The 25,668-nt window shown below is 63.4% G+C and carries 28 protein-coding genes; 24 read left to right on the forward strand and 4 right to left on the reverse strand.

The window, feature by feature from the left end:
- Positions 1 to 2: 2 nt before the first annotated feature.
- Positions 3 to 299, reverse strand: a complete 297-nt coding sequence (locus U4Y88_RS29545; protein ID WP_321788220.1) for a hypothetical protein — start codon at positions 297 to 299, stop codon at positions 3 to 5.
- A gap of 73 nt (positions 300 to 372) precedes the next feature.
- Between U4Y88_RS29545 and U4Y88_RS29550 the strand changes: the two genes are divergently transcribed.
- From U4Y88_RS29550 to U4Y88_RS29665, 24 genes are all read left to right on the forward strand, one after another.
- Positions 373 to 645 (forward strand): hypothetical protein, encoded by a 273-nt coding sequence (locus U4Y88_RS29550; RefSeq protein WP_124262123.1) that lies wholly within the window; start codon positions 373 to 375, stop codon positions 643 to 645.
- A gap of 220 nt (positions 646 to 865) precedes the next feature.
- Complete coding sequence (locus tag U4Y88_RS29555; RefSeq protein ID WP_321788222.1) at positions 866 to 1,339, forward strand: hypothetical protein; 474 nt, start codon at positions 866 to 868, stop codon at positions 1,337 to 1,339.
- A gap of 92 nt (positions 1,340 to 1,431) precedes the next feature.
- The gene (locus U4Y88_RS29560; RefSeq protein ID WP_321788224.1) at positions 1,432 to 1,824 is read left to right on the forward strand and encodes a hypothetical protein; all 393 of its coding nucleotides are present in this window, start codon (positions 1,432 to 1,434) and stop codon (positions 1,822 to 1,824) included.
- Between the two features lie 11 nt (positions 1,825 to 1,835).
- Positions 1,836 to 2,312 carry a hypothetical protein gene (locus U4Y88_RS29565; protein WP_321788226.1) on the forward strand — a complete coding sequence of 159 codons (477 nt, stop codon included), beginning with the start codon at positions 1,836 to 1,838 and terminating at the stop codon, positions 2,310 to 2,312.
- A 204-nt stretch (positions 2,313 to 2,516) separates the two neighbouring features.
- Positions 2,517 to 2,927, forward strand: a complete 411-nt coding sequence (locus U4Y88_RS29570) for a hypothetical protein (RefSeq protein ID WP_321788228.1) — start codon at positions 2,517 to 2,519, stop codon at positions 2,925 to 2,927.
- Positions 2,928 to 3,006: 79 nt separating this feature from the next.
- Positions 3,007 to 4,527 (forward strand): hypothetical protein, encoded by a 1,521-nt coding sequence (locus U4Y88_RS29575; RefSeq protein ID WP_321788230.1) that lies wholly within the window; start codon positions 3,007 to 3,009, stop codon positions 4,525 to 4,527.
- Between the two features lie 269 nt (positions 4,528 to 4,796).
- Complete coding sequence (locus tag U4Y88_RS29580) at positions 4,797 to 5,021, forward strand: DUF3717 domain-containing protein (RefSeq protein ID WP_065058030.1); 225 nt, start codon at positions 4,797 to 4,799, stop codon at positions 5,019 to 5,021.
- Positions 5,022 to 5,157: 136 nt separating this feature from the next.
- Positions 5,158 to 6,192: an ATP-binding protein gene (locus U4Y88_RS29585; protein ID WP_321788231.1), complete on the forward strand. Its 1,035-nt coding sequence runs from the start codon at positions 5,158 to 5,160 to the stop codon at positions 6,190 to 6,192.
- Between the two features lie 140 nt (positions 6,193 to 6,332).
- A complete protein-coding gene (locus U4Y88_RS29590) occupies positions 6,333 to 7,247 on the forward strand; it encodes a hypothetical protein (protein WP_065058028.1) in 915 nt (304 codons plus the stop codon).
- A gap of 7 nt (positions 7,248 to 7,254) precedes the next feature.
- A complete protein-coding gene (locus U4Y88_RS29595; protein WP_321788233.1) occupies positions 7,255 to 8,451 on the forward strand; it encodes a DUF2201 family putative metallopeptidase in 1,197 nt (398 codons plus the stop codon).
- Between the two features lie 289 nt (positions 8,452 to 8,740).
- Positions 8,741 to 9,787, forward strand: coding sequence for a CpaF family protein (locus U4Y88_RS29600; RefSeq protein ID WP_321788235.1), 1,047 nt, complete (start codon positions 8,741 to 8,743; stop codon positions 9,785 to 9,787).
- A gap of 24 nt (positions 9,788 to 9,811) precedes the next feature.
- A complete protein-coding gene (locus U4Y88_RS29605; RefSeq protein ID WP_065058095.1) occupies positions 9,812 to 10,189 on the forward strand; it encodes a conjugal transfer protein TrbC in 378 nt (125 codons plus the stop codon).
- Positions 10,176 to 10,508 carry a VirB3 family type IV secretion system protein gene (locus U4Y88_RS29610; RefSeq protein ID WP_321788237.1) on the forward strand — a complete coding sequence of 111 codons (333 nt, stop codon included), beginning with the start codon at positions 10,176 to 10,178 and terminating at the stop codon, positions 10,506 to 10,508. The genes U4Y88_RS29605 and U4Y88_RS29610 overlap by 14 nt, the downstream gene beginning before the upstream one ends.
- Positions 10,502 to 12,976, forward strand: coding sequence for a type IV secretion system protein VirB4 (locus U4Y88_RS29615; RefSeq protein ID WP_321788238.1), 2,475 nt, complete (start codon positions 10,502 to 10,504; stop codon positions 12,974 to 12,976). Before U4Y88_RS29610 ends, U4Y88_RS29615 begins: the two co-directional genes overlap by 7 nt.
- Positions 12,977 to 12,987: 11 nt before the next feature.
- A complete protein-coding gene (locus U4Y88_RS29620) occupies positions 12,988 to 13,734 on the forward strand; it encodes a DUF4141 domain-containing protein (RefSeq protein ID WP_321788239.1) in 747 nt (248 codons plus the stop codon).
- A gap of 8 nt (positions 13,735 to 13,742) precedes the next feature.
- Positions 13,743 to 14,792, forward strand: coding sequence for a type IV secretion system protein (locus U4Y88_RS29625; protein WP_321788241.1), 1,050 nt, complete (start codon positions 13,743 to 13,745; stop codon positions 14,790 to 14,792).
- 23 nt (positions 14,793 to 14,815) lie between these two features.
- A complete protein-coding gene (locus tag U4Y88_RS29630; RefSeq protein WP_321788243.1) occupies positions 14,816 to 16,216 on the forward strand; it encodes a TraI domain-containing protein in 1,401 nt (466 codons plus the stop codon).
- Positions 16,213 to 18,090: a conjugative transfer system coupling protein TraD gene (gene traD / locus U4Y88_RS29635; protein WP_321788245.1), complete on the forward strand. Its 1,878-nt coding sequence runs from the start codon at positions 16,213 to 16,215 to the stop codon at positions 18,088 to 18,090. Before U4Y88_RS29630 ends, traD begins: the two co-directional genes overlap by 4 nt.
- A 13-nt stretch (positions 18,091 to 18,103) precedes the next feature.
- Positions 18,104 to 18,625: a hypothetical protein gene (locus U4Y88_RS29640; protein WP_321788247.1), complete on the forward strand. Its 522-nt coding sequence runs from the start codon at positions 18,104 to 18,106 to the stop codon at positions 18,623 to 18,625.
- Entirely contained in the window at positions 18,582 to 18,842 is a 261-nt protein-coding gene (locus U4Y88_RS29645; RefSeq protein WP_321788249.1) for a hypothetical protein, read from the forward strand. Before U4Y88_RS29640 ends, U4Y88_RS29645 begins: the two co-directional genes overlap by 44 nt.
- Complete coding sequence (locus tag U4Y88_RS29650) at positions 18,835 to 19,440, forward strand: DUF4400 domain-containing protein (RefSeq protein ID WP_321788251.1); 606 nt, start codon at positions 18,835 to 18,837, stop codon at positions 19,438 to 19,440. Before U4Y88_RS29645 ends, U4Y88_RS29650 begins: the two co-directional genes overlap by 8 nt.
- 233 nt (positions 19,441 to 19,673) lie before the next feature.
- Positions 19,674 to 20,567 carry an ATPase gene (locus U4Y88_RS29655; protein WP_321788253.1) on the forward strand — a complete coding sequence of 298 codons (894 nt, stop codon included), beginning with the start codon at positions 19,674 to 19,676 and terminating at the stop codon, positions 20,565 to 20,567.
- Between the two features lie 11 nt (positions 20,568 to 20,578).
- Positions 20,579 to 22,297, forward strand: a complete 1,719-nt coding sequence (locus U4Y88_RS29660; RefSeq protein WP_065058018.1) for an ATP-dependent helicase — start codon at positions 20,579 to 20,581, stop codon at positions 22,295 to 22,297.
- Positions 22,298 to 22,558: 261 nt separating this feature from the next.
- On the forward strand, positions 22,559 to 22,930 hold the full coding sequence (locus U4Y88_RS29665) for a hypothetical protein (protein ID WP_321788255.1): 372 nt from the start codon (positions 22,559 to 22,561) through the stop codon (positions 22,928 to 22,930).
- A gap of 189 nt (positions 22,931 to 23,119) precedes the next feature.
- Here the strand turns inward: U4Y88_RS29665 and U4Y88_RS29670 are convergent, their stop codons facing one another.
- The 3 genes from U4Y88_RS29670 to U4Y88_RS29680 form a co-directional block, all read right to left on the reverse strand.
- Entirely contained in the window at positions 23,120 to 23,533 is a 414-nt protein-coding gene (locus U4Y88_RS29670; protein ID WP_065058015.1) for a bactofilin family protein, read from the reverse strand.
- 11 nt (positions 23,534 to 23,544) lie between these two features.
- Positions 23,545 to 24,405: a hypothetical protein gene (locus U4Y88_RS29675; RefSeq protein ID WP_321788257.1), complete on the reverse strand. Its 861-nt coding sequence runs from the start codon at positions 24,403 to 24,405 to the stop codon at positions 23,545 to 23,547.
- A 90-nt stretch (positions 24,406 to 24,495) separates the two neighbouring features.
- On the reverse strand, positions 24,496 to 25,110 hold the full coding sequence (locus U4Y88_RS29680) for a DUF1845 domain-containing protein (RefSeq protein ID WP_321788259.1): 615 nt from the start codon (positions 25,108 to 25,110) through the stop codon (positions 24,496 to 24,498).
- Positions 25,111 to 25,668 lie beyond the last annotated feature (558 nt).

Genomic DNA, 25,668 nt, shown 5'->3' on the forward strand with positions numbered 1-25,668 from the left:
ATTCAGTGCTCGGGGCAGGGCGGTCTCAGGCTGTCGGCCAGGCGCGCGGGGGCGATCTCTGTCGTAGTGTACGTGCCGAATCCGCGCACGACCAACGGATCGTCGGCGAGGATGGCGTCCAGTCGTGCCCGGGGCAGCGCGCTCGTGATCACCACATGTTCGCCGTGGCCCGCGACCGCGCCGGCAGCGACGAATTCGCCCATGGCCAGATGCCCGTCGAGCCACAGCGCGCGCAGTTCGTCCATACCCGCTGGAAGCCCGGTGGGCGGCAGGTTTGGCGAGAGTGTCGAAATATACATGGCCTGAATTCCAGAAGTAGAATACTGTATAAATATACAGTTATTTTAGACCATGAACAGACCCGCAAGGCCAATGCCGGAGATCGGCGAGTTCGTTGACGCGTTACGCGAGGCGTTTGGCGCAGACGAGATCAACGCAATCGTGCGGCGCGGCCGCGCGGGTGAGCCGGTGTTCTTCGCCCGCGAAGCCGGGCACGAGTTCGGCACGCCGCTGCCGTCCGGCCGGGGCTGGGACACGGCGGGCGTGCGCGACCGGCACTACTGCCCGGGCTGCGTGGGCGAGTGCGTGGAGACGGGGGAGCGGTGCAGCGCGCGGCGTGCCGCCCCCTCCGGGCGAAACATCTAGCGAATCGGCGAGCATTCGGACCGCCACGCGCGCGCTGCCGCCACATACTGTCCCTATTCCTCGCGCTACTGGCGCATCGACCTACCCGCAGCAGCATGCTGTCGCGGGCATTTTCTTGAGGCCTTCCAGGCCAACGGGCAACACGCCCGCTATTTCTACCCCGTTGGGAGCCAAATCCCAATAGGGACGCGGCTCCCTTTTTTATTCCAGGAGCCGCACCATGATCCGCATCGTTCTCAGTCTCGTTGTCGCAGTTGCTGTTTCGGCTCTTACGGGCTGCGCCAACTTGACGGACTTCGGCTCGCCGAACATCTATCAGCGTTCGGACGTCCAGCGCGCCGGCACGCTCGAACCCGCTGTGGTTATGCGCGTGCGCCGCGTCACGATCCAGGCGTCGTCCGGCGGCTCGGGGTTTGAAAACCTCGTCGTCTCCGGCGTCAGCGCTTTCCTGGGTTCCCAGGTGATCGGCAACGGTCGAGGCCGCTATATCGCCGGTGCCGTCTCCGGTGCTGCATCCGGTTTCATCGCGCAGCACGTGAGTGCCGCGCTCTCCCGCACCGCTGGTCTCGAAATCGTCGTCCGCAAGGCCGACGGCTCGCTGCGCGTGATCACGCAGCCCGACGATCAGCTGTTTGCCCCCGGTGACCGCGTGCTCCTGATGGACACGAACTCCGGTATCCGCGTCACGCACTGACGCACTCCACTTGCCGGCGCAAGCCGGCTTTCTTCCTGCATGGCGGGGCACTTCCTTGTGAAGCGCCCCGCCTTTTTTATTTCGAGGTTTGAATGACCCACACGAATTGCGTCATGCACGCCGATCGCCGCAGCGCGGGCGCGGAGCGCGATGCGCGCTTCACGCGCCGCGCCCGCGGCTTTCTGCATCGCGTCGCCGGTGACCTTCGTCTGCGCGCGGGCGAGCATGAAATCAAGGCTGAGCCCTGCCGCCGTGGCAACGGCTGCCGCGTCTCGCTCAACACCGATCGCCTCATTCTGGAGGTGACGGATTCCCCGTCGCGCGGTACCGTCGCCATGTCGTTTCGCACGCGTCGCGGCCGCTCGGACCTTTCCGGTGGCGGTGACAACTCGGTGAGCGCTGAGCAGCTCGGCACCCACGAGGGCTACGAATCGCTGATCAGTGCGCTGCGCCTGGCCAATGGCCTGGACAGCGAGCGCCGCTAGGAGGCGTGAGCGTGGAAATCATCGAGATCAAGATCGAGTTCCCCGGTGGGCTGACCATTACCGACAGCGCGACCTGGCGTGAAAAGGATGGGCAGGTCTATGTTTCCGAGCGCCTTAAACAGGTGTTGCGGGAGCTGGATGCGACGGAAGCGCCGCCTGCGGTAACGGCGACGTGTCGCGGGCAATCCGTTTCTATGGAGCCCACATCAAGCGGGGATTTTCGCTTCAAATCTGGGCTAATCATCCGGCAACTTCCTAAAGGCGTCCTGGCGCAGTTTCGGCAGATCGCGATGCAGCCGTCGAAGGATCAAAGACAGCAGATCGGTCGGTTCCTTCATACGCTCTCAGCCGGCGCGACGATCGGGGCCATTGGTTTTTGGCATTCGACCACGCGATGGAGTCTGGCGAACGGCTTCTCGATCGGGAGTCTTTGCATAGCGGCTGTGATACTCTTTTACTTCGGGATTGTTTCCATGGACGGAGAATAACGATGGGCTTTGGTCTCTTCGTATTGGCTGTCACGGCTGTGTTCAGCGGTGTCGCAATGGTTATGAACCACAACGGACGCAAGGCTGACCGCGAACGCCGCGGGCATTAACGGCGAGTCTCTTGAGCGCCAGCTTCAGCTGGCCATACGCAATCAAAGGGCTGCACCTCACGGTGCGGCCCTTTTTCATTTCTGGACCATCCTCATGAACGCAATTGAACTGGATCTGCCGGTCGCGCTCGCGGCCGCGCCATTCGACACCGTCGGCAAAACTGTCGGCGCTGTCGTCAACCTCATCTCTGCACGACTGCGCAAGGCTGAGCTGGAGCCCGAGTGGGTCATCGCGGCTAACTGGGTGAACGGGGCGAACGACTCGGTGGCAGGACTCAAGGCAGAAGCCGCGTGGCCTGACCGTGTTGATCGTGACCGCCTGTGTCTGTCCGTGACGACTGGCCCATCCGAGGGCTGGCTCGTCCAGATTGACCACGTTCGTTTGCACGCCGCAGGCGACAGCGGCCACTGGAGCAGTGTGCCGCTCGTGCGCATCAAGACGCTGACACGCTCGCACGCGTGGGCTGTCGCGGCCGCCGTGTCGCGAATGCTCGATATCGACTGACGCAGTTTTCTCTTTCTCTCTTCCCTTGCGGGGCATCGCCCCGGATGGGTGGTGTCTCGCGCTTACGGAGCCATCATCCATGTATACGCTTTCCATTCCCGGCATCACTCTCTCGACGTCTTCGCTCGTTGAGCTGTTCACGCTGTTTCGCGACGAGCGTGTGCGTTCAACCGACACGGCGCAGATCGAACTCGCTGGTGCACCGGCGGGGGGGAACGTGACGCGCTACAACGGCGTGCTCGCGCTGCGCCAGCCCGGCACCGCTGAGGAGATTCTCGCGGCCATGCTCACCGAGCACCGGCGTGCTGAATTCGTCGAGCCTGACGACACGCAGCGCAAGTCGTGGCAGGTCACGCGCGCCGCCTGGGACGGCCTCTTCGAGTTCGTCGATCTGTGTCGGCAGCCGCAGTTGCTGCTGTCGTCGGACCAGATCGAAATCGCGGAGGCCAGCGCGAGCGCGCGCGGCACGCGCTTCTTCTTTTCGGATCTGTGCTCGGAGGCGCTCCAGTCCACGTACGGCTTTGCCGCGTGCGGGCCGGCTATCCCGGGCACGCGTGACATCAACAGCCGTCACGTGCTCCATGTCGCGTATGCGCTGGCGCAGGACCTCCCGGTGCCGGACCGCGTTCTCGACCCGTACCGTGAAGACAGCGAAGCCTTCAGGTACGGCCTCGAATGGGCCGAGACGCTGATTCAGTTGCCCGAGTTGCGCGGCGCGATACCGGTGGAGAAGCTTCGGCCGATCCTCGGCGTCATGCGAGGCGAGGGCAAGGCGGTCGACGCGAACAACGCCGACATCCTGACCATGCTCGCCCGGGTGCTGCCGGATCAGCCGACGTACCCGCAGGTCGACGATCTGCTTCATTCGCACGGGCTGATCGACGATCTGGCGCTGCCGGACTCGTTCGGTACGCCGGTCGACATCGGCGAGCCCGTGACGCCTCTGGCGGAGCGCGTACGCGAACGGGTGGCCACGCTCATCCGTGATCGCTCGATCGCGCATGCCGACAGCGAGTTGAAGGCAGGCCGCATCAGCCGCCGCGCGCATCGCGAGCGTTGCGACGTGGCACGCCTGCAGCATGGACGCCATTCGCATGAGCAGGGCAACCGGCTCGCGCGTGCGCTCGCGAACCGCGACGTCGGCACGCTTCTGGAAACGCTGGACAGGGCTGACGACCACAATCGTGGGAGCAAGCAGGCGTTTTACGACACGTTCGGCGTGAAGCTGATCGGCGTTCGCGCTGCCCAGCGCCGCCGCGCGATTTTCTCGTTGTGCGGCTACACCGAAGAGGAGCAGGCCGCGTGGGAACGTGATGCGGTTCAGCGCAAGGCTGGGCGCGACGCGCAGCGCGATCTGGACGATGCACGAACGATCGCCGGGCGCGCGCGTTATGTCGGCGCGAAGTGTGGCGAAATCTCTGGCGTCGAACACGTCGATCGCGCGATCAGAGACGGCTACTCGACAATCCAGAGCTTTCGCCGCGGTGCTGCGCATGTGTATGCACTGGTGCGCGGCACGGAGCCGGAAGCTCGGCGGCTGAGCGCGCAGGACGGCACGCTCGCGTACGCGCGTGCAGTGCTGGAGAAGCGCGCGGCCTGACACGCCTCGAGCGTCATTTAATCTTGAACCGACCGGCGCCACGTGCGCCGGTTTTTTTTCGTCCGTGTGACGGTCCTTCACGGCGAAAGCGGTATCAAAATCGCAACGATTGCGCGGGGGGCGCAGCGTACACACGCCTAAACTGGCATCTATCACCCGCGTCCCTGACGCATCGACCACGCCGGCGAGTCCGGCATTCACCCCGCCTGCAAGGGACCACGTCCCCATATGGGCGCGGCGCTTCCAGGCCTTCTCCAGATGGAGGCTCCATGAACCAGCAAGACGGCACCGTGTCGCTCGCGCAGATGGAAAGCGCGATTAATCACTGGCGCGATCGTCGCCCGCCCGTTGATGCCGAACACGCGGCCCTGTGCGCAGAAGCCCGCGCGCTCGCCGACGTGTACGGCCTCATGATCTACCACGGCCAGCAGTGCGTCGAACGCTCGACGCTTACGCACCAGCAACTCGCCGCTCTCGCGGCCGCTGCACTGTAATCCACACCGCGCGCCCCAGGGCGCACGCATCGTCTTATTCACTCGCCGCATCCGCGGCCTCTCCATTCACCCCGCCGGGACACGCTCCCGCCGGGGACGTGACTCGCCCGGGGCTTTCTGCACAGGAAACCTCACCATGCAAGTCAACGCTTCCCAGCTGAAATCCCTTCTGCTCGCCTACGTGCCCCAGCGTCTGCCGGTCATCGTCAGTGGTCGCCCGGGCGTCGGCAAGAGCGATATCGTCGAGCAGGTCGCGAACGAACTCGATCACGATCTGCTGATCAGCCATCCGGTCGTCGAAGATCCGACCGACTCGAAGGGCCTGCCGTTCGCTGCGCCCGACGGTCAGTCGGCGCGCTTCCTGCCGTTCGGTGACCTCGAGCGCGCGCTGCAGGCGCGCAAGCGGCCCCTGATCTGGTTCCTCGACGATCTCGGGCAGGCCGCACCCTCGGTGCAGGCCGCGAAGATGCAACTGCTGCTCGCACGTCGCATCGGCGAGCACAAGCTGCCGGACAACGTCACGTTCCTCGCGGCCACCAACCGGCGCAAGGACAACGCGGGCGTGAGCGGCATTCTTGATCCACTGATGGACCGCTTTGCCACGCACGTCGAGCTGGTCGCGGACATCCAGGAGTGGACGTCGTGGGCACTCACCCATGGCGTGCCCGCCGAGCTGGTCGCGTTCCTGCGCTTCCGGCCGGACCTGCTCTCCGCGCAGAAGGCCGCGGGCGACATCTCAAAGTCACCGAGTCCCCGCAGCTGGAACTTCGTGGCCAGAACAATGGGCGTGGTGCCGAAGGATCTGGAACTGATCTCCTACGCGGGTTCGGTGGGCGAGGGCGCTGCGAAAGAGCTGATGGCTTTCATCGGCATCTATCGCGAGTTGCCGTCCCCCGACGCGATTCTCGCTGCGCCCGATGCAGCCGCGATTCCAACCGCTCCGTCGGCGCTTTACGCGATCAGCGCGGCGCTGGCGATGTACGCAAAAGAGAGCAATCTCGCCCGCGTGCTGGTCTATGTGAACCGTCTCATCGACGCGGGCTGCGCGGAGTTCGCCGCCCTGCTGGTGACGGATGCCGTACGCAAGACGCCGGCGCTCGCGAGTACGCACGATTTCATTCGTGAGTGCACCGGCGCCGAGAGTCGTATCGGCAAGCTGATCCACGGCTGATTCCTGTCTTTCGTCAACGCATCAGACCTCGCGGCGCTCCCACTCCGCAACTTCCTTCCTGCTGGTCGCGGGCGCATCGCGCTCGCGCTTCGTTGTCATTTTCCGCACTTTCATTTCATTCATTTTCTGGAGCTATTTCCATGAACATCACCGATATCCAATCGCGCGTCATGCTGTGCTCGGTCACCATCTCGTCGTGGGCGGCCCGCCGCTTCGATGAGAAAGTCACCGAAGAGGTGGAGAAGAACCACGCTACCAAGGGCATCGGCCGCTTCAACAAGCGACTGCTGCCCGAGCACGCGCCGAGCTTCAAGGAAGTGATGTCGCTCGGCGGCCGCATCCGCCGCCACTTCTATGACCACACGCTGGAATATAACCAGCTGTCCGTGCGTCTGCTACCGACCCAGATCTACATGGAGTTCGCGGAGCAGATGCGCCGCATGAAGGATGAGTTCGATCTGGCCGTGCAGGTTTTCCTGACCGACTACCTCGACCTCAAGGAACTCGCGCGCGCCGAGATGAACGGCCTGTTCAACGAGGCGGACTATCCGACGCTCGCGCAGCTTGGCGAGAAGTTCGGCGTTCGCATGTCGGTGCTGCCGTTTCCCGACGCCAGCCAGTTCGGTGTCGATCTGCCTGAAGACGTGCTCACGAGCCTGCGTGGCGAAATCGATCAGCACGTGATGCGCTCGATCAACAACGCCAATCAGGACATCGTGCACCGCCTTTACGACGCGGTGTCGGCGATGGCCAACCGCCTGTACGCGAGCAACAACGTGCGTATGGACGTAGCCGACAATGTGCGCGAGCTGTGCGGGCTGCTGCCGAAGCTGAATTTCAGCAACGACCCGCAGCTCGTCCATATTCTCGAACAGGCCAAGCGTCATCTGGCTGTGCACACGGGCAACGACCTGAAGGAATCCGAGGTGCTTCGCTCGCAGGTGGCTGCGAAGGCCAGCGAGATCGAGGAACTGATGGAGGCCTTCATGGGCGGCAAGCCGCAGGTGGCCATGCCGACGTCGGGTCACGCGCCGCAGCTGCGCATCGCAGCGTGAGGTGACGATGGATCCCCGCATCTCGAAGCAGCGCACGGCGCTGGTCATGGACCAACCGTTTTTCGGCGTGCTGGCGCTTCGCCTGAAGGTGGTCGAGGATGCGACATGCAAGACGTTCTGGGTGGACGGGGAATCGCTGGGGTACAACCCGGCATACCTCGCCACCCTCAACGATCATGAGTGTCGTGGCGTTCTCGCGCAGGAGATCCTGCATGTGGCCGGTGGCCACTGTTTCCGGCAGGGCCCGCGCGACGCTGAACGCTGGAACGACGCGTGCGACTACGCGATCAACCCCATCGTCAGACAGGCGGGCATGGCATTGCCGCCAGGTTGCCTCGACGATCCGCGCTTTTATGGGCGATCAGCCGAGGAGATTTACGCGGTCCTCACGCAGGAGGCGAGGCAGAAGGAACAGGAGAAGTCTGGCGGCAAACCGGGGGCGAACGCGCCTGGTGGACAACAGGCACCCGCGAACGGCGCGAACACTCCGTCAGCGGCTCCCGATCAGCAGGCCTCGCCATCCTGCGGTGAGGTCCGCCCCTATCCGAACGCCGCAGACAAGGCGGTGAAGGAGGCTGAGTGGCAGGTGGCCACGCTTCAGGCTGCGAAAGCAGCCCAGATGCGCGGCAAGCTGCCCGGAGGGCTCTCTACGGTCGTGGATGAAGCGGGTGAGGCGGCGGTGGACTGGCGACCGCTCCTGATGCGCTTCTTCCAGCATCCGACTACGGACGATTACAGCTTCGCCATGCCGAATCGCCGTTATCTGCATCTCGGCTTCTACCTGCCGGCGCGTTACTCCCACGCACTTGGGACGATCGTCGTTGTCCGTGACTCTAGTGGCTCGGTCTTCGATGAGACGCAGAAGCAGTTCGCAGCTGAAATCCGGCAGATTGCGGAAGAGCTGCGTCCGAAGCGTCTGATCGTGATGGACTGCGATACCCTGGTCACGCAAATCCAGATATTCGAGGAGGGCGACCCGATCGAGATCAAGCCGGTCAAGGGCGGCGGAGGTTCCGTGTTCATCGACCCGTTCAGGGTCCTTGAGGAGATGGGCATCACGCCTGACGCGCTCGCGTATCTGTCGGACATGTTCGGGCGCTTTCCAGACTTCGACGTGACGTACCCGGTTTTCTGGGCATCCACGACCCCGTTGCGCCGCGCGCCGAAGCCTCCCTTCGGCGAAGTGGTTTATGTCGATGCCTGACCGAGGTCTGGTCGAGGCTGTCCCCTTCAACCCGCCCGACTCTTTGAGTCGGGCTTTTTTTCGCCCGCAGCACAGCGATCCACCAGGCACGCATACGCGATCCCCGATCGCATGGACCAATCGAAAGATGCACAAAAAATGGAGCTTTCTGCGAAATCGCTTGCAAGCGCTTGCAAGTAACGGCGCTGTTTTCGAGATGGAATTCATGCCAACGGCTTGAGTGCAAAGGTGGCAAATATTGGGGTTCTTTTGGTCAGCAGCGGCAGTCAGGCGGCGGAAAAATACCAGCATGTCCGAAGCTGCCGATAACCCTCTCCTGCGATTCAACCGCCTCGAAAAGAGCGCGGTCGATCTGTTCTTCGCATCGTTGCGTCCGCTACAGGAATATTTCGAAGCGCCCGACGTAGCCGAAGTGATGGTCAACCACCCCAGCGATATCTGGATCGAACGCCGCGGCGTGCTCAGCCGGCTCGATCTGGAAATCCATCCTGCGATGGTCAATGGGGCGATTCACGCGCTCGCGTCGTCCGTGGAGAAGTCGGCGAGAGCAGGGACCGGCCAGGGCATTCTGAACGCCGGTCACGGGAACCTGCGTATCGCAGCGGTCATGCGCCCGACTTCGATCAACGGCGACGCCTTCGCAATTCGCAAGCATCTCGACAAGAGCCTGTCGCTTGATGACTACGTGAATAAAGGTGCGTTTTCGCTCGCGCGGGCACGTGACGAGCAGGAGCACGAGTTTTTCCCGCCTGGCACCGAAAACGAGGCATTGCGTCAGGCGCTGCGCGAGATCGTGCGTGCCCGCAAGAACATCCTCGTTGCGGGCGGTACGTCTTCGGGCAAGACAACGCTGCTCAACGCGATTGGCGCAGAGATCCCGGAGACGGACCGCGTCATCACGATCGAGGACACGGCGGAGCTGAAGCTCACCGTGCCGAACCTGCTGCGGCTGCTCTCGAATGCAGATACCGGCGTGACGACCCAGATGCTGGTCGCGCTTTGCCTGCGATTCCGCCCAGACCGGATCGTGGTGGGGGAGGTGCGCGGCGGTGAGGCGTACGACTTCATCCAGGCGCTGAACACTGGCCACGACGGTGGTCTGGGCTCAATCCACTCAAGCGACGCCCGTGGCGGCCTGCGTCGTCTCGAGAGCCTCGCCATGCTTGGCGTGCCTTCCGGCACGCGCTGGGACATCGCCGATCTGCGCGAAAACATCGCCAGCTGCTTTCACTACGTCGTGCACATGAAGCGCACCGGCGAGCTACGCCACGTCTCCGAGATCCTCGAAATCCGCGGCGCCGACAACGGCCAGTACAACCTCAAACGCGTTTTCTAACCCACAGGAGTGGACCAATCCATGATGAAGCAACTGCTGTCCCACCTCAACCGCGTCGCATCCGTTGCGCGTGCCGCCGGCGCACGCCTCTTCGGCCGACGCGAACTGCGCACGACGCTAATCGCGGCGGGTTTGAGCGCGGTCGCGCCGATCGCGGGTGCCACGGACCTTTCCGACCTGAGTTCGGCCACGGACGTCATCTGTCTGATCTCGGGCTGGATCAGTGGCCCGTACCTCTTTGGCATCGGTCTGGTGCTCCTGATCTTCGGCTTCATTGCGATCGCGGCGTCCGAAGGCACGATCGCCAAGATTCTTTCCGGCTGCGTGCTCGGCATTGGTCTGGCCGCGTGCGCGATTCCGATCATGAAAAACCACTTCAAGATCAGCTATGTCTGCACGTAAGCGCATCAAGGTCAGCCGCGGGCTCTCGCTGCCACGCCAGATCGGCGGCGCAGACCGCGTGCTTGCGCTGGGCAACGGGCTCATCACGGTGCTGCTCTGCTATTCGTGCGGGTTCGATCTCGTGATGATCCCGGCGTTCCTCGCGCTTGGCGTTGGCGTGCATATCTTCCTGCGCTGGATGAGCGCGCGTGACCCGTGGTGGCGAATCGTGCTGATCATCTACAACCGTTACCCGGACGTGCATGAGGCCTCGCCGATGCAAAAAAGCTCGGCGCGCTTTCGCCGCCCCTATGGATTCGATCAGGATCTGCCATGCTGAAAGCCGCAAAGCTCGGGGCGCTCAAGCGCAGTCCCGTTCACGAGATTGCGCCGTGGGCCACCATGGTGACGCCGGAGCTTGTTCTCGACAAGGACGGGTCGTTGCTGACCTCGTTCGTTTTCGAGGGTATCGACGCTGACACGCCGAACGTGGGCGACATCGCTGCCGCCAGAAACAATCTCGATCACGCCTGCAAGAATTTCGACCACCGCGTGACAGCGTGGTGGCGACGCTCGAAGCGGCGCGTGAGGAGTTCGATCGACGGCGGTTTCGCGTCGGCGCTCGACGCGCGCATCGACGAGATCAACCAGAAAGCGGCAACGAGCGGACAGTATTTCCGCAACACCCATTCGGTCTCGCTCGCCTTTACGCCCGAGAGCGGTATCAACAAGTTCTTCGAGAAGGTCGGCTATCACCTGAAGGTCGGCGGCAAGTCCTTGCCGCTGGCGATGTTCGAGGCGGTCCGCGACCAGCTGCTCACGCGCAACGCGTTCGCCTTCGATATCGACCAGCTGAGCGCCGATATCAAGCGCTTTGAAGGCGTGCTCGACGCGTGGCGCGGCGGCGTGGGGCGCCTGAAGATGAAGCGCCTCGAACTGCAGAACGCGCTCGCGTACCTGCATCAGACCGCCAACCCGTCGGTGCCGCCGCGCCGGGTGCGCTATCCGGTGACGATGCTCGATTCCCATCTGACCGAATCGCACGTGACCTACGGCGCTGAGCACCTGCTCTTCGAGTCGGCGCACGGCAAGCGCTTCGCCAAGATCATCGCGGTCAAGGAGTGGCTCGGCTTTCAGGAAGCGGCGCTTGACGTGCTGGGCGACGTCGACGCAGAACTCGATATCTGCGTGATGTTCCGCTTTCTCAACACGAGCCGCGCAGAGGCCTTTATCAAGGCGGTGCGCAAGTTCTACAAGGTCGCGGCAATCAATCCGTGGGCGATGATCAAGCAGTACATCACCAAGGAGCAGGAGAAGAACGACAAGGGCCGCGAAACGCTCGCTTCGGAGGCGGAAGACGCGCTCTCGCGGCTGACGGCCGACGGCCAGCAGTTCGGGTTCGCGAACATCTCGATCATCGTCTACGGCGCGACGATGGACGAGTGCGACCAGGCAACCGCCGACGTCGTCGGTCGGATCAGCAATGCCGGATTCGGCGTCGTGCTTGAGGAGCGCAACCTGGGCGCCGCGTGGGCGTCGACGCTGCCCGGTCGCTGGGATCAGCAAAAGCGGTTGCAGTTCGTCGAAACCGCGGCCGTGTCGGACGTGGCACCGCTGCGCGGCGTGCACGAAGGGCCCGAGGTCAACGAATGGCTCACGCAGCAGTTCGGCCGCAAGACCGGCCCGGTTACGCTGCTGCCCACGCGGCACCGCACGCTCCAGCGCGTCGTGCTTCACCATCCGAGCGGGCGAGCTCACCTGCTGGTCGTTGGCCCAAACGGCGCCGGCAAGACCATCATCCTGAACTACCTGCTCTCGCAGATGGCGCGTCACAACGCGCGCCGTATCCGCTTCGACAAGGAGCGCTCGACCCGCATACCCACCGTCCTGTCCGGCGGCCACTTCATTGATGTGACTGGCCGCTATCAGGCGGCCACGAGCGTGAACCCGCTCTCGTTGCTGTTCGAGCGCCGGCACTACGAATACGTGTCGACGTGGGTGCAGATGGCGATCGAGGACGAAGAGTTCCGTTGCACGCCGCAGCAGGAGCGCGAGATCTTCGAGAAGGTGATGACGCTGGGCGAAGGGTACGAGCCGAAATTCTGGACGCTCTCGTACCTGACGTCGCTGCTGTCGGCCGACCTGCGCGAGCGCCTGCGTATCTGGACCCAGGGCGAAAAGAACGGCCAGTACTTCGACCACGAGGACGATGCTTTCTCGCTCTCGGAGAACCTGTCGATCGAATGCGGCGACCTGTTCCAGAACAATCCCGAGGCCGCGATCCTGTTCATGGACTACGCGTTTTATCGCATCTCGCAGTGGCTCGATGGCAAGCGCTTCACCGTGATTGAAGTCGAAGAATGCGGCTTCTTCTTCATGTATCCGCGCTTCTACGCACGGCTCGAACTGTGGGCGGTGACCATCCGACGCCTGAACGCCATGCTCGCCCTTGCGACGCAGTCGCTCAAGCAGCTTGAGCGTGTGCCGAACTTTGAGATTCTCAAGGAGCAGTTGCAGAACATCGTCTATCTGGCCAACCCGGATGCGCGCAGCAACAAGAAGCTGTACTCGGACATCTTCGGTCTGTCGGATGGGCAGATCGACCAGATTGCAGACGCGGTGCCCAACCGCGATTACCTGTGGGTTACGCCCAGCACCTCGCGCATGCTGCAAACGAGCTTTGACAAGGAGACGCTTGCCGCAATGCGCGCTGACGGGCGTGCGCAGAACATCCTCGACAAGCACTTCACGTCGGGCGCTGATCACTGGCGCGAAAACTACATGCAGGAAATGCTCACTCTCGAATGACAGGTGGAACCGTGAACAAGCTCAATCTCCGCGCTGCGGTTGCAGCGGCAGTGCTCCTTGCGATGTCCTCGGCCGCGCAGGCCCAGTGGGTCGTGTTCGACCCCACGAATTTCGCGCAGAACTTCATCACGGCGGCCAAGGCCGTGAAGGGCGAGATCTACCAGGACACGAACATCGCCTATCAATACCAGATGATGGCGAACCAGTTGCTTCAGGCGACGAACCTCAATCCGACGGCGATGAAGGCGCAGTACGACCAGATTTCCGGAGACCTCACGAGCATCAACAAATACGTGACGAACCTGACCGATCTGTACGGCAATCTCCAGCAGGGCAGCCAGTACATTTCGCACGTGCAGAACCTGATTTCGTCGTCGGGCAAGTCGCCGTCGCAATGGCTTTCGGACATGAATGAACTGTACAAGCAGGGCGACGCGACCGCCACCAAGCTGTTCCAGATGGGCAACGACGTGTCGTCGCACACGCAGACACTCGCGCAACGGCGCGCCGACCTCCAGTCCCAGCTCTCTCTGAGCCCGACGCAGGAAGCGACGGCGCAGTTGACCACGCACTACCTCGACATCGTGTCGAGCCAGATGTCGGACCTGCTCAACATGACAGCCGCGAAAACGCAGGGCGACGCACAGAAGCAGGCAATCGACAGCGCTGCGGCCACGGATCGTGCGTCAGCGGCTGCGGCGTTCGCTACGCAGCAGGATGCTGAACGCACGCGTCTGAACGCTCTTCCGACGAACTGAGGACTTCCATGCCGTTCAACCGATCTCTCGTCATCGTGCTCACGTTGCTCGCCGCGCTGGCTTGCAGCGTGAATGCGCGTGCCGACGATACCCAGGCGGGCGGGCAGCAGACTTTGCCGACTGATAACGGTACAACGATCACCGTGCCATCGAAGGGCGATCATACGGTTGGCGCCACCGTTAAAGCTGGCGAAGTGGCGCAGGCCGCGAAGGCAGCGGCAACCGAATTCACCACTTTGTTCAACGCTGTGATTCCTGCCGCTGTTACGGCGAGCCAGAGTCTGAAGAGCGAGTCCGACAAGTTCGCAGGTGGGCTTGGTCTGATCACGCTGGTACTGGCTTTCGTAAGGTACGCGGCAACGCGAGATCCTGTGACGGCGTGGGTGACGGTATTCGAGGAACTGGCGACTCTCGGCATCTTCGCGTCGATCTATATCGGCTATCAGAACTTCTCTCCCGGCTTTTACAACTGGTTCCAGACGCTCGCAAACCTGATACAGAGCGGCGCGGGACAAGGGGTTTCGGCATCTATCGGAGCCGCGGGTGGCGCTGCATACGAAGCGGTGGTGAAAGCGTACCAGGGCACCTCCTGGTATGAGTACATCGCGCTCACCATCTCGCTTGCGCCGCTCGGGTTTGCCTACATCATTCTCATGATCACAAGTGTGGTGTTCGCGTTCATGAACAATCTGGGCCAGATCCAGGCGGCGGTCGGCATCGTTATGGGCCCGATAGCCGTCGCGTTGGGGTTCTCGTCGTTCACGCGCGGGTATTTCAAGTCCTGGCTGGACTGGATGGTCAGCGCGGGCATGTACTGTGTGATCAGCGCCATCCTGTCGCGCCTTGTAACTGGTTCGCTCAGCTCGGCGATTACTACCGCTACCGCGAGCGGGCTGTCCACCGCGCAGGGCGCGACGTACGTATTGGACCTGTCACTCTTCATTTTTCTGCTCTCGTTCGAGATTCCGAAGATGGCCGGCATGTTCGGTGGCGGTGCAAATGCCTCCGGATCACTGTTCAAGAAGGCGGCGAGCGTGGCAACCGGGGGTGTCCTGTGACGGCGGCGGGACAGCACGTCGCGATGGATGCCGCTGGACTGCTCGCCCAGCATGATCGCCGCGTTGCGCTGATCCGGCAGGCTGCGAACGAGGCCCGCGAGGACGATTACCGGATGCGCTGGTCCGACGTTCTCGCGCGCTGCGCCGACTGGTTTTCGAGCATGCCTTATTCGCCGACGCTTTACCGCGAGCCTGGCGGTGCGTTTCGCTGCACGGTGGAAACGGCGTTTTACGCGATGCGTTTGGCCGGTGGCCAGAAGTTCGGCACCAACCTGCCGTCCGAGCAACGGCGCCGCATTGAGCCGCAGTACAACCACGCTGTATTCCTTGCGGCCGTCTGCTCGGGGCTGGACGAGCCATATCGTTATTTCACGGTGTCGCGCGCGAGCGATCGAGCCGAATGGAACCCGGCTGCGCACGGCGCACTCGGCCCGTGGCTCGCCGGCAGCGCATATTCGTTGCTGCGCCGCGCTCAGCCCCTGCCGGTCGAGCGTATGCGTACCGCGCTGTTCGCTCAGAACCTGATCGGGCATTCGTTGCTGACCGGATACGAGGCATCGGTGCTCGCGGACCTGTTCGGGGCGATCAACCCGGTCGACAGACCACAGCCCAACGAGTCGCTGGTGCACAAGGTGTTGCGTCAGGCCGTGGCGGTTGCCGCGGACTTCGACCGCAAGGCACAGCAGGGCATCTACGAGCCCGTTCAATATCCGGTGCCGCCCGCGATCCACGTCGCGGCTGCCGTGCAGCCGGTGGTGACGCCACCGCCCGCGCCCACGGCCACGCCTCCTGCTTCGGCGACGGCGGCACCTGCGTCGGCCGCCGTGCCCAGCGCAGCCACGCCGCCCGCTGGAACGCCCCCGACGGCCGCCGGAGAAGGGTCTGCATCAGCAACGCCGGCGGCGGACCCCCAAGCACCTTCGTCCGGCCAGCCTGCGGCAGCACCCGCATCCGGCCCGGCCGACGCGAGCAAGGCGGATGCTCATCCCACGCAGTCCGTTGCAGCGACGCCAGCGGCGTCAGCCAAGGCAACAAGGCCCGACCCGCAGATGGGCCTGCCTTTTCCCGGCGACGTGCCCGCGCCGGTAGCCGTCGATCCTTCGGCAATGCGCGCACCCGTCTCCACGACCCGTGCTGAGGCGCCCGTGCTGCCGGCGACGTTCGATCAGGTGCTCGAGGGAATGCCGAACATGATTCGGGAGTTCTTCAGGGCTTTGCGCGAGGATGTGGCGGCCGGACGCGCGAAGGTCGAGTGGACGGAGAAGGGGCTCTCGATTCCGAAACGTCTTGTCGGCAGCTTTGGCGTGGCGAGCGACACCCTCGTTGAACATCTGCGACGTCGCGGCCTGCTGGTCTCGAACGTGCAGGCCGAGGTCGTGCTGGCCGTGCGCGCCGGCGAACTTATTCTGGAGCGCGAAGCATGAACGCCGCGACGAGCTATATCAATCACTTCCGTCCTATTTACGAATTTCGCGCGTGGGTCTTCTGGCTGCTTGCGCTCTTTGTTCTTCCGTTCTCAGGCATGCCGTACTGGTGGGCGTTCGAGCTGCTCGCGCTGGTCGCCGTGCTCGTGCGCAGTCGCCAGATCTGGAAGGCGCTGCGCTTCCGGCTGGCCATCTCGACCAAGTGGCTGACGACGCTCGACGTGCCGCGCCTGCTGACCATCCAGAAGCGCATGCGCAGCGAGGTCGATTCGATGTACCTGGGCCTGGGCTTCGAGTGGACGCAGAAGCACTGCCAGATCGCGCACGACATCCTGCGCATGCCCACAACGGACATTCCAGGGCTGCCGAAATGGCTGGGCAAGACAAAGACCGGCAGACAGATCGAGGAGGCGATCGAGAAGGTCTTCGCGCCCGCCGACAGCGTGCGCGATCGCTTGCCGCAGGGCGCGTCGTGGATCCACGGCATGGAGCCGAAGAAGGGCTATGTGCCGCTGCATTACAAGGCACTCGGCGGTCACACGCTCGTGGGCGGCACGACGGGCGCGGGTAAGACCCGTACTTACGAGGTCATTTCCACTCAGGTGATTCACCTCGGCGACGTGCTGATCATCGTCAACCCGAAGCGCGACGAAGACTGGAAGCGACGCGTGGAGACCGAGTGCAAGCGCGCCGGACGTAAATTCCTCTACTTCAATCAGGCGAAGCCGTCCGAATCCATTCGCCTGAATCCACTGGAAAGCTGGTCGCAGCCGTCCGAAATCCCAAGCCGGATTTCGCAGCTGATGGAAGAAGGGCAGTTCCGGCAGTTCGCGTTTCTCTTCATCGACCGCTCGGTGAAGGGCGAGCTCTACGTGGGCGACAAGCCCAACCTGCGCTCCATCCTTAAATACGCACAGTCGGGCGTGTCCCACCTGCTCGAACGCGCGCTGGAGCGGTTCTTCCGCGATGCGAACCTCGATAACTGGGAAGAGCAGGTGGCGACCACGCGCACGCAGATCGGCAAAGCTGCGCCGAACCAGCGTGTCGATGCAATGGTGATGCTCTACAACGAGCGCTACGGGAAGCACGATCTCGGTCATGAGGCCGTCGACGGTCTGATTGCGACGCACTCGCACGACCGCGAGCACTACATGAAGATCATCGCGTCTGCGCTGCCGCTCCTGCAGATGCTGGCGACTGGCGAAACCGGCTTGCTGCTGGCACCGAAGGTCGACGACTTCTCTGACGAGCGCGAAATCTGGGACATCGACAAGATCATCCGCCAGAAGGCCGTGCTCTACATGGAGCTCGATTCGCTGTCGAACAACATCGTCCAGCAGGCCATTGCGTCTCTCGCGCTGGCTGACGTGGCGGCCGTGTGCGGCGCGATCTACAACTTCTACGACACGCGCCCGGAGATCGTACTGATCATTGACGAAATCGCGGAGGCGATCAACGAGCAGGTGATCCAGATTCTCAACAAGGGGCGTGGGGCCGGATTCAAGGCATTTGTTGCGTTCCAGACGCGCGCGGACCTGGAGGCGCGACTCGGGAATGCCGCGAAGATGCTGCAGGTTTTGGGCAATCTGAATAACCAGATCGTCCTAAGATTGGAAGACAGCGACACGGCCCAGTGGTTCTCGGACAAGGTTGGCGAGACGGCCATCCGCAACGTCCAGATATCGGGTTCCACGAGCCGGGGCAGTGAAGGCCACATCGGTGAATTCAATGGCGGCATCACGCGCTCGCTTCAACTGGAGAAGGTCCCGCTCATACCGACGGTCCTGATCCAGAAGTTGCCCAACCTGCAGTATTTCTTGCGCATCTCCGGCGGCTCCGTGCATCAGGGACGTATTCCAATTCTCCAAGGCTAAAACAATTCAACGCATGAACTCCACCGTGTTCAAGAAAATCATCCGTGAGAACCGCCTGTCCTCGCGCCTCGTGCCCGTTTTCACGATCGCACCCGAGCTTGAGCTCGCGTGCTCGCGGCTGGCCGATTTCATTGGCGACCAGTTCATCGGCGAGCGTGAGCCGCTCGTGCGCGAAATGCTCGAGGACGGGCTGGCCGCATACAAGTGCGTGCGTAAAAGCGGTGAACCGCACATCGCCTTCATGCGGGGGCTTTTCCAGCGCGCGCATCTCCTTTACGCCCGCCGCTACGTAGCGCGCGAAGGTGAGCGCGAGCATGTCTGGTCGCCGATGTTCGAGGCGATCACGGAATTCGAAGCGCGCTTCAAGTCGGGTGCGACGGAGATGGTCAACGAGGCGTGCCCGGAGAGGATCACCCCTAAAACTGCGGCCTTCCAGCTGGCAGCGCGCGCGCTCAACGGCGAGACCTTCCGCCTTTACTTCGAGGACTACGATGTCGCTCACGACTACGCTGATTGCGAAACTGTCGGGGCTTGACGAGGTCGACGCCGCGCGCGTGCTGCTATCGGTTCGCGCGCAGGACGATCTTCGGGCGCCGCCTCCGGCGGAATTCCGGCGTGGGAGCTTCGCGAGAGCATGGGCGCTCGCGGTTGTGCTATCGCGCAACCCGGTGGGTTTCTGGATCGGCCTGACCGGCCTCGTCGCCTTTCCGGTCTACCTCCTTCTTCAAGTCGGGGCGTGGCTCCATGGCTAGCAGCAGTCGATTTGTGCGCCACGTGAAGTGGTGGTTCTTTGTGCTTCCCCTGATGGCCTGCGTGGTCCTGCCGGCGATACCGCAGCGAAGCCTCTTCGAAGTCAGCGATGTTGAATCGCAGTCGGTCGCCCGGACCCTGGGCGACGATCGGGCGGCGGCCGCGGTCGACACGACGAACGCCGTCTTCCGGTCGTTGTTCGTTGATACTGGTGCGGTGCAGGCGACGCTCGCCGCCGGCGGCGACGATGAGCTCGACGCGGACGGACTGCACGCGTTCGCGCAGTACTGGTCAAAACAGTTCTGGATGCTGGTGTACCGCGCGGTTTACCGTGCAGTCGTGATGCACACGTGGCTGATGGGGATATTGCTGCTTTGCCTGGCGGCAACGGTCGACGGCACCGTGCGGCGAAAAATTCGTGCGGCGGCGGCAGGCTTCGCAAGCCCGCTGAAGTTTCACCTCGCCGTTCACGCGCTGCTGATGATCGTGGGCGCCGCGTTCGTTGTGATGCTATTGCCCGTCCCCCTCGTAGCCAATTGCTGGACGGCGCTGGCGGTCGTGTTACCGCTGCTGCTGTGGATTGCAAACTCATCGACCTGACTGGCCTGCGGCTTTTCAGCGCCGGCCCGCATTAACCTGGAAAGCTCACGAATTTTGTGAGCTTTCTGCGTTTTGGCTTGCAGGCGCCTGCAAGCACCGTTCCGACCTGACGCTCAGCCAGAGGCGAAAAGGCACCTGATTTCCCCCCGTTTTACATCCCCGAGACCGTCGTCGATCGCAACAATATGGTGATGCCGCGCGCTGGTGCGCGTGCAATTTCCCAGGGTCGACACATGAGCACCATCAACGAAGAACTGACGAAATCCGATAGCGTCGCGGCCGACGCAATTGCACTGGCGAGCGCCCCGGCGGCGGGCGCGGTCGGCTCCGCAGGGACTACCGACGCAGGCGAGCCGACGGACCCGCGCCAGGTCACCGACGGCGCGGACGATCACGAGCTCGAAGACGAACTCCAGCGTATGGAGAGCGATGCCGCGACGCTCCAGCGCGAGGGCATGATCAGCGAGAGCGAAGCGGCCGAGAAGCGCGAGCAGGTGGCGCGCACGCGCAAGCTCTTCCGCGACCTGCCGCCCGCCGAGCGTGCCGCGATCATCCGCCGCCGCCGCGAGATCGGTCGTCAGTTGATTGACCGTCAGCTTTCGGGCGCCGCGATTGTGCCTGCGGCGGTGCGCCTGAACCACACGCGCCTGAAGCCGCTCTTCGAGCAATGGTGGCCGTATCTCAACCGCATGAGCATCAACATGCAGCGCTTCGGCCGGTCGACGTTCGGCGAGCAGGACATGGGCGCGGTCAACAGCTTCTTCGACAAGCAGCTCGACGCACTCGAAGCGTACGTGAATGAGCAGTTCGAGGTCGCCGAGGGCTTTCGCGAGCGTACCGAGCGCGAGATGAAGGCGCGCGGAGATATCGTGTTCCAGCCGACCGTCACGAAGCCGTCGCTGGCGATCGAAGTCGAAGCGTATTCGCGCTTCTCGATGCGCATGCTGTCGGTGATCACGCGCTTCGACCGCGTGATGGACCATTTCGATTTCCTCGTCTGGAATGGCGTGCGCGACCAGAGCGACGTCGACGAAGAGGTGTCGCGCTTCCTGCGCAAGTTCCATCCGGTGGGCGTGCGCGGCTACATGACCCATCTGCGCCTGATGACGGCGGTTCGCGGCCTGTAAGGGACACAGTCATGCTCGACGGCCTGAATCCGCAGCAGCTCGAAGTCGCACAGGCGCGGCGTCATTGTCTTGCGGTCGCCTGTCCGGGCGCGGGCAAGACGAAAACGATCGCATCCAAGGCGGCCGCGCTGCTCGCCGAGCCCGGCGCGCGCGTGGGCGCGGTGACCTTCAGCAAGGACGCCGCGAAAGAGCTGCGCGAGCGCATTCTCAAGCTCGCCGGCGCGGGCGCGAAACAGCGCCTGCTGGCTGGCACCTTCCATTCGCTGGGGTTCAGGCAGATCACGGGCCCGGGCAAACGACGCGACATCGCGTCGGATGGCGATCGTACCGGCCTGCTGATCCGCGCGCTGGCAGAAACCGGCCTGAACTGGAAGGTCGAGGAGGCTGTGCCGGTGATCGAGCAGATCAAGACCGGCCTCACGCACCCGATCGAGGGCTCTCCCGAAGCCGTGCTGTATGCGGCTTACGAGGACGCGCTCGCGCGCAACGACAAGATCGATTTCCAGGACATGCTGCGGCTGTCGATCTCGGGTATGGAATCCGGTGACATCGAACCCTACGCGTTCACCCATCTGCTCGTCGACGAATTCCAGGATACGGACCCGCTGCAGTACCGCTGGGTAGAGCTGCACGCCGCGGCGGGCGCGTGCGTCACCGTGGTCGGCGACGACGATCAGAGCATTTACGGCTTTCGTGCTGCGATGGGTTATCGCGGCATGGAGGGCTTCGCCCGCAAATTCGAGGCGCAGCGCGTCGTGCTCGGGAGCAATTATCGCTGCCGCTCCGAGATCCTCGCGGCAGCCGACCGGCTCATCCAGCATAACGCGGACCGGATTGCGAAGGTCCTCCACGCCGAAAAGGGGGCAGGAGGCACGATCGTCGCACGCCGTTTCCACGACGAGTACGACGACGCGGCCGCCGCGGTCGAAGCGCTGGCCCCGCGCCTGCGCAGCGGCCAGACCTGCGCCATCCTCGCGCGGACCAACCGCGTGCTGGACGCCATCGAGTCCGTGTGCCGCTCGCACGGTGTGAAGTACTACCGCGCGTCGGGCCGCTCGGTGCTGGACCAGCCCGAAGGCGCACTGATGTGCAATCTGCTGCAGATCGTGCAGCGCGTAAAGCTCAACGGGCTCGACGCGGTGCTCGGCTATGCCGGGATGAGCACGCGCGATCTGACCGCGCTGCACAACGCGATGGGCGCGACGCTCGCACAGAAACAGAAGAAGGATCTCGTCGCGGTCGGTCTGAACGAAGACACCGCCACGGCCTATCGTAACTTCATGAAGCGCCTGGCGGAATGGCAGTCGCTGTGCGAGCGCGCGTTCTACTCGCTGGCGCTCGAGGGTGTGCGCGAGTGGATGATGACCTACGTGCGCAAGGAATCCGCCGAGCGCGCCGTGCAGGCAACCTACGACGTGATCTCGCGCCTGAATGGCAACTTCAGCGAGCGCATCGAGTTTCTTAAGCGGGCGAACAACGAGCCGGCGCCGGACGCGCTGGTGCTCACGACGATGCACAGCTCGAAGGGCCTGGAGTGGGATCACGTGTGGATCACCCGATCGGAAGAGAACATCGTGCCCGACCCGAAAAGCCCCGAGTCCGAGGAGCGACGCCTCTTCTATGTCGCGATGACGCGCGCGAGAGAGACGCTCACGATCACGTCGATCCGCAAGAATCCGGCGACGCGTTTCATCCAGGAATCACAGGTCCCCGAAGTCAGCGAGCCGTGATTGCAACCTCCTCACATCCAGCACGGAGATTCCCTTGAGCCTCTGGCGACACGACCAACAAACTGGCGCGCTCATCTCGCATAGCGGCCCTGCACCGTGGATCGGTACAGCCTTGCTCCTCACTTACGCTGCCTATTGTTGCTCGACGATGGCCGCCGTCGTTGTTGGTGCGGCCAGTATCGTATGCGTTCTGAAGATCGCGCACCTGCACGTTCGGGAGGAGCGCGCCCGCGCCCATCACGGCGAAAACGGAGAGTCTCGATGACCGCAGAGACGACGGGCCAGATGCCCGAATGGTTTGCGACCTGGTTCGAAACGAAGTTTGGCAAGCCTGTGCCGGAAGAATTCGCGCAGTACCTCGCGAGGCATCCGGATGGACTGTGGTCGAATGCCGGGACGCTGTGGAAGGCGGATGCCATTATCGACGCAACGGAGGAGCGGGACCTGCACGAGAAGGGCGTCTGCTTCATCGGCGAGACCGCGTTCGAAGCCGTATTCCTGTTGCGGGCGCGCGATGGGCGGGTGTTTGCTTCGGACAGGTTCGATGCTTCGAACGTCGACGCGTGGTTTAGCGACATCGACTCATGCATCGCCCTGCTGGATTTTGAAGAAGCGCCGCGCACCCAGGGGTGACTTCGAGCATGTCCTGTTCCAAACGCCCGCCAGAGGGGAGAGATGGACCCGCGTCGTGTAAGCGCTGGAACAGAAAAAAGGCCGCTTTCTCCGTGAGAAGCGGCCTTTTCCGTATCGCAGCCAGTTTCAGTTTTTACTCGGCAACGAGCTTCAACACGAGCTTGTAGTGCGGATCGCCCAGCGGCGATGCTATGCGGCCGCGCCTGCAGACCGCTGGATCGACTGGACGTTTTGCGCCTCGATAACTTCCTTCACGCCGTTCTCGATGACCAGCTCGCGCGCGACGCGCTTGAACTGGCCTTCAAGCGACGCGCTCGGGCCGAGCCTGATCGTGCCGCAGTAAAAGATATTGCCCTTCACGCGACCGTTGATTTCGAGTGAGCCGCGCGCGTGGATATCGCCCTCCACCGTGCCGTCGACGCGCACGTGTTCGCCGTCGACCTGGCCTTTGACCAGCCCACCCTGACCAATGTGCAGCAGGCCTTCGTTGGCGATCAGATTGCCGTCCACGATGCCAAAGAGGCTCAAGCCGTGGTCCAGAATCAGATTGCCCTCGATCGTGGCCCCGGGCGCGAGCAGCGTGACGTTGAGTTGGTTCTTCATGTTCGCGTGCCTCAGAAAAGTTGAACGTCGCCGCCGCGCCCTGCGGGCTTCGTTTCGACGGGGTTTGCATCAGCGGCTTTCGTGTCGGCGGCCGTCGGCTGTGCTTCGCGTGCCGCCGATGCGTGACGGCGAGGCGCGTGATGAATGGCGTGCGCGGCAGGCGCAGTCGGCGTTACCTCAGGCTGGTTGGTGGCTGGGGGCGCGGCGGGCGCTACCTGGGCTGTCGTTTGCGGTTGTTGCGACGCCGGGGACGGCGCGCGCGTCGTGAGCGGCGACGACTGGCCAGCCGCAGCAGGTGCGGCCTGCACCTCGAGCTGCTGGGTGCGGCCTTGCCGGATGGGCGAGGCCGCCGCGCGCGCGGCGTAGCTGTCCGCGACCGTGGGAGCGGCAATCGGACCGGGAGCGACTGGTGCGCCCGACGGCTGCTGCCGCATCAACGAGGCTGGATCGACCGCAGCGAGCGCAGCACCGGGGCGGCCGCCGTGATTGAAGTCGTCTGCCGTGAGTGGGGCGGCCGAACTGTTGGCGCTGGCGGACGCCTCGGATGTACGCGGCGCGGCTGGGGCCGGCGTAGCATCCGCCGCGGCGTGGCTGGTCGCGAGTGCCGGATGGCTGATCGACCCATAGAGTTTGGCGGCGCCCATGCCGATGGCCCCGCAGAGGAACGTCCCGCCCACAACCATGAGAGCGCCGCGACCGACACTCGCGCGCGCTTGCCACGCACGGCGTAACGGGGACGGCGCGACCGACGGGTCGTGCGCGAGCAGGAGCGGGGCGGGGCGGGCACGCAACTGCGCCTCAAGGTCGATCACCACAGGCTCGCGGGCGTAGCGCGCGTGCAGCGCCTGAATTTCGCGAAGATCAATTTCCACACAATCCTCCTTACAGATGTACGGTCGAGCGTATCCCGCCCGCAGCAAAGTCAAGCTTGCGGGCTGGGAAACCTCGTGCGCGAAGGGGCGTCAGAGCTCGCGGCGGCTGCCGTCGAGGTCGTACTGGTCGTTGTCGGGAATGCACACCTGAACGATGTGCTTGAGCTTCTTCTCGGCGTTGGCGAGCATCGCGGTGCAGCGCTCGTCGCCGAGCTTGTGCGCGTTGCGGGCCTCCTGGGTTCGCCTGTAAAGCCGCTCGTATTGGGACAGGCACCGCACCAACTGGCCAGCCAGCGGGCGCTTCACTTCCAGCTCAATGGACTCGGATGGCCACGGCAGGCTGCGTGCACCATGCTCCTCTACCCATGCGTTCGCCTTGCTGAACCAGGCAGACGTTTCGCGTAGCGTGTCATCGAGTGCGCGCAGCTTGCCCCCGCGCGCGACCGAGATCTTGGTGGCACAGAAGTTGTAGTCCGAGCGCACGAAATTTCGCGTGAAAAGCGACGTGTAACGCAACACGGTCAGCTGCTGCGATTCGGGAATGATCTTCGCGTAGCGCGTGTCGCTCGTCAGGCGCTCGATGGGCTTGAGCCCGGTGCCTGAGGGGATGGGGGTGAGGACAGCGGGGGCGCCTGGCGTCCCGCCTTGCGCCGCATCGCCGGAGGGTTCATCCGGTAGCGGCGCCGATTCAAGTACGGCGGCCATAGTGTTTTTCGGGTGTGGTCTCTCTCACCGGTCATTGTCTGCCCGATTCATCAGACAAGACACAGCAAAAGCTGCACATATAGGCCACCATTTCCGCGGCATGACGCCGTAAATTGCCTGATACTCACTTCATTGCTCGCGTCTTCTGACGCATCGACCTCGACTCCGTAGCCCGGAGTCCATCTTCTGTCCCAAGCCGTGCCCTTGCGGCATGCTCCGACCAGCTGGCCCTGGTGTGGAATCTCTCTTGTGCTGAGCGCCTTGCCATCCGCTCCCCTTCCGTCAGTCGTAATACTCGTCGCCGGCCGCATTCATTTGCGCCGCGACATCGTTCGAGCCCGGACATTCGGGTGTTCTCTCTCAAGACCCCCGTCTGGGTAGAACGATCGAAGTGGACTGACCCGTGAACCTGCGGCGGAAACTCAACGTTTTCGGAAAAGGGCTGTCTGCGCGACGTGATCATGTCGCGCCGGGAACGACTTTCCGTTCCCTGTTATGAGCCTCTGGCTCCCTGTGCGCCACGTCCCCGAAAGGGACGTGGCGTATGGGTCATCTACA

The organism is Paraburkholderia sp. J94, from assembly GCF_905220285.1.
Taxonomy (GTDB): Bacteria; Pseudomonadota; Gammaproteobacteria; order Burkholderiales; family Burkholderiaceae; genus Paraburkholderia; species Paraburkholderia tropica_A.

What these genes read in the sequence shown, in the direction of transcription:
- U4Y88_RS29545 (WP_321788220.1), bottom strand. Translation starts at nt 299, where the DNA reads ATGTATATTTCGACACTCTCGCCAAACCTGCCGCCCACCGGGCTTCCA.
- U4Y88_RS29550 (WP_124262123.1), top strand. Translation starts at nt 373, where the DNA reads ATGCCGGAGATCGGCGAGTTCGTTGACGCGTTACGCGAGGCGTTTGGC.
- U4Y88_RS29555 (WP_321788222.1), top strand. Translation starts at nt 866, where the DNA reads ATGATCCGCATCGTTCTCAGTCTCGTTGTCGCAGTTGCTGTTTCGGCT.
- U4Y88_RS29560 (WP_321788224.1), top strand. Translation starts at nt 1,432, where the DNA reads ATGACCCACACGAATTGCGTCATGCACGCCGATCGCCGCAGCGCGGGC.
- U4Y88_RS29570 (WP_321788228.1), top strand. Translation starts at nt 2,517, where the DNA reads ATGAACGCAATTGAACTGGATCTGCCGGTCGCGCTCGCGGCCGCGCCA.
- U4Y88_RS29575 (WP_321788230.1), top strand. Translation starts at nt 3,007, where the DNA reads ATGTATACGCTTTCCATTCCCGGCATCACTCTCTCGACGTCTTCGCTC.
- U4Y88_RS29580 (WP_065058030.1), top strand. Translation starts at nt 4,797, where the DNA reads ATGAACCAGCAAGACGGCACCGTGTCGCTCGCGCAGATGGAAAGCGCG.
- U4Y88_RS29585 (WP_321788231.1), top strand. Translation starts at nt 5,158, where the DNA reads ATGCAAGTCAACGCTTCCCAGCTGAAATCCCTTCTGCTCGCCTACGTG.
- U4Y88_RS29590 (WP_065058028.1), top strand. Translation starts at nt 6,333, where the DNA reads ATGAACATCACCGATATCCAATCGCGCGTCATGCTGTGCTCGGTCACC.
- U4Y88_RS29595 (WP_321788233.1), top strand. Translation starts at nt 7,255, where the DNA reads ATGGATCCCCGCATCTCGAAGCAGCGCACGGCGCTGGTCATGGACCAA.
- U4Y88_RS29600 (WP_321788235.1), top strand. Translation starts at nt 8,741, where the DNA reads ATGTCCGAAGCTGCCGATAACCCTCTCCTGCGATTCAACCGCCTCGAA.
- U4Y88_RS29605 (WP_065058095.1), top strand. Translation starts at nt 9,812, where the DNA reads ATGAAGCAACTGCTGTCCCACCTCAACCGCGTCGCATCCGTTGCGCGT.
- U4Y88_RS29610 (WP_321788237.1), top strand. Translation starts at nt 10,176, where the DNA reads ATGTCTGCACGTAAGCGCATCAAGGTCAGCCGCGGGCTCTCGCTGCCA.
- U4Y88_RS29615 (WP_321788238.1), top strand. Translation starts at nt 10,502, where the DNA reads ATGCTGAAAGCCGCAAAGCTCGGGGCGCTCAAGCGCAGTCCCGTTCAC.
- U4Y88_RS29625 (WP_321788241.1), top strand. Translation starts at nt 13,743, where the DNA reads ATGCCGTTCAACCGATCTCTCGTCATCGTGCTCACGTTGCTCGCCGCG.
- U4Y88_RS29630 (WP_321788243.1), top strand. Translation starts at nt 14,816, where the DNA reads ATGGATGCCGCTGGACTGCTCGCCCAGCATGATCGCCGCGTTGCGCTG.
- traD (WP_321788245.1), top strand. Translation starts at nt 16,213, where the DNA reads ATGAACGCCGCGACGAGCTATATCAATCACTTCCGTCCTATTTACGAA.
- U4Y88_RS29640 (WP_321788247.1), top strand. Translation starts at nt 18,104, where the DNA reads ATGAACTCCACCGTGTTCAAGAAAATCATCCGTGAGAACCGCCTGTCC.
- U4Y88_RS29645 (WP_321788249.1), top strand. Translation starts at nt 18,582, where the DNA reads ATGTCGCTCACGACTACGCTGATTGCGAAACTGTCGGGGCTTGACGAG.
- U4Y88_RS29650 (WP_321788251.1), top strand. Translation starts at nt 18,835, where the DNA reads ATGGCTAGCAGCAGTCGATTTGTGCGCCACGTGAAGTGGTGGTTCTTT.
- U4Y88_RS29655 (WP_321788253.1), top strand. Translation starts at nt 19,674, where the DNA reads ATGAGCACCATCAACGAAGAACTGACGAAATCCGATAGCGTCGCGGCC.
- U4Y88_RS29660 (WP_065058018.1), top strand. Translation starts at nt 20,579, where the DNA reads ATGCTCGACGGCCTGAATCCGCAGCAGCTCGAAGTCGCACAGGCGCGG.
- U4Y88_RS29665 (WP_321788255.1), top strand. Translation starts at nt 22,559, where the DNA reads ATGACCGCAGAGACGACGGGCCAGATGCCCGAATGGTTTGCGACCTGG.
- U4Y88_RS29670 (WP_065058015.1), bottom strand. Translation starts at nt 23,533, where the DNA reads ATGAAGAACCAACTCAACGTCACGCTGCTCGCGCCCGGGGCCACGATC.
- U4Y88_RS29680 (WP_321788259.1), bottom strand. Translation starts at nt 25,110, where the DNA reads ATGGCCGCCGTACTTGAATCGGCGCCGCTACCGGATGAACCCTCCGGC.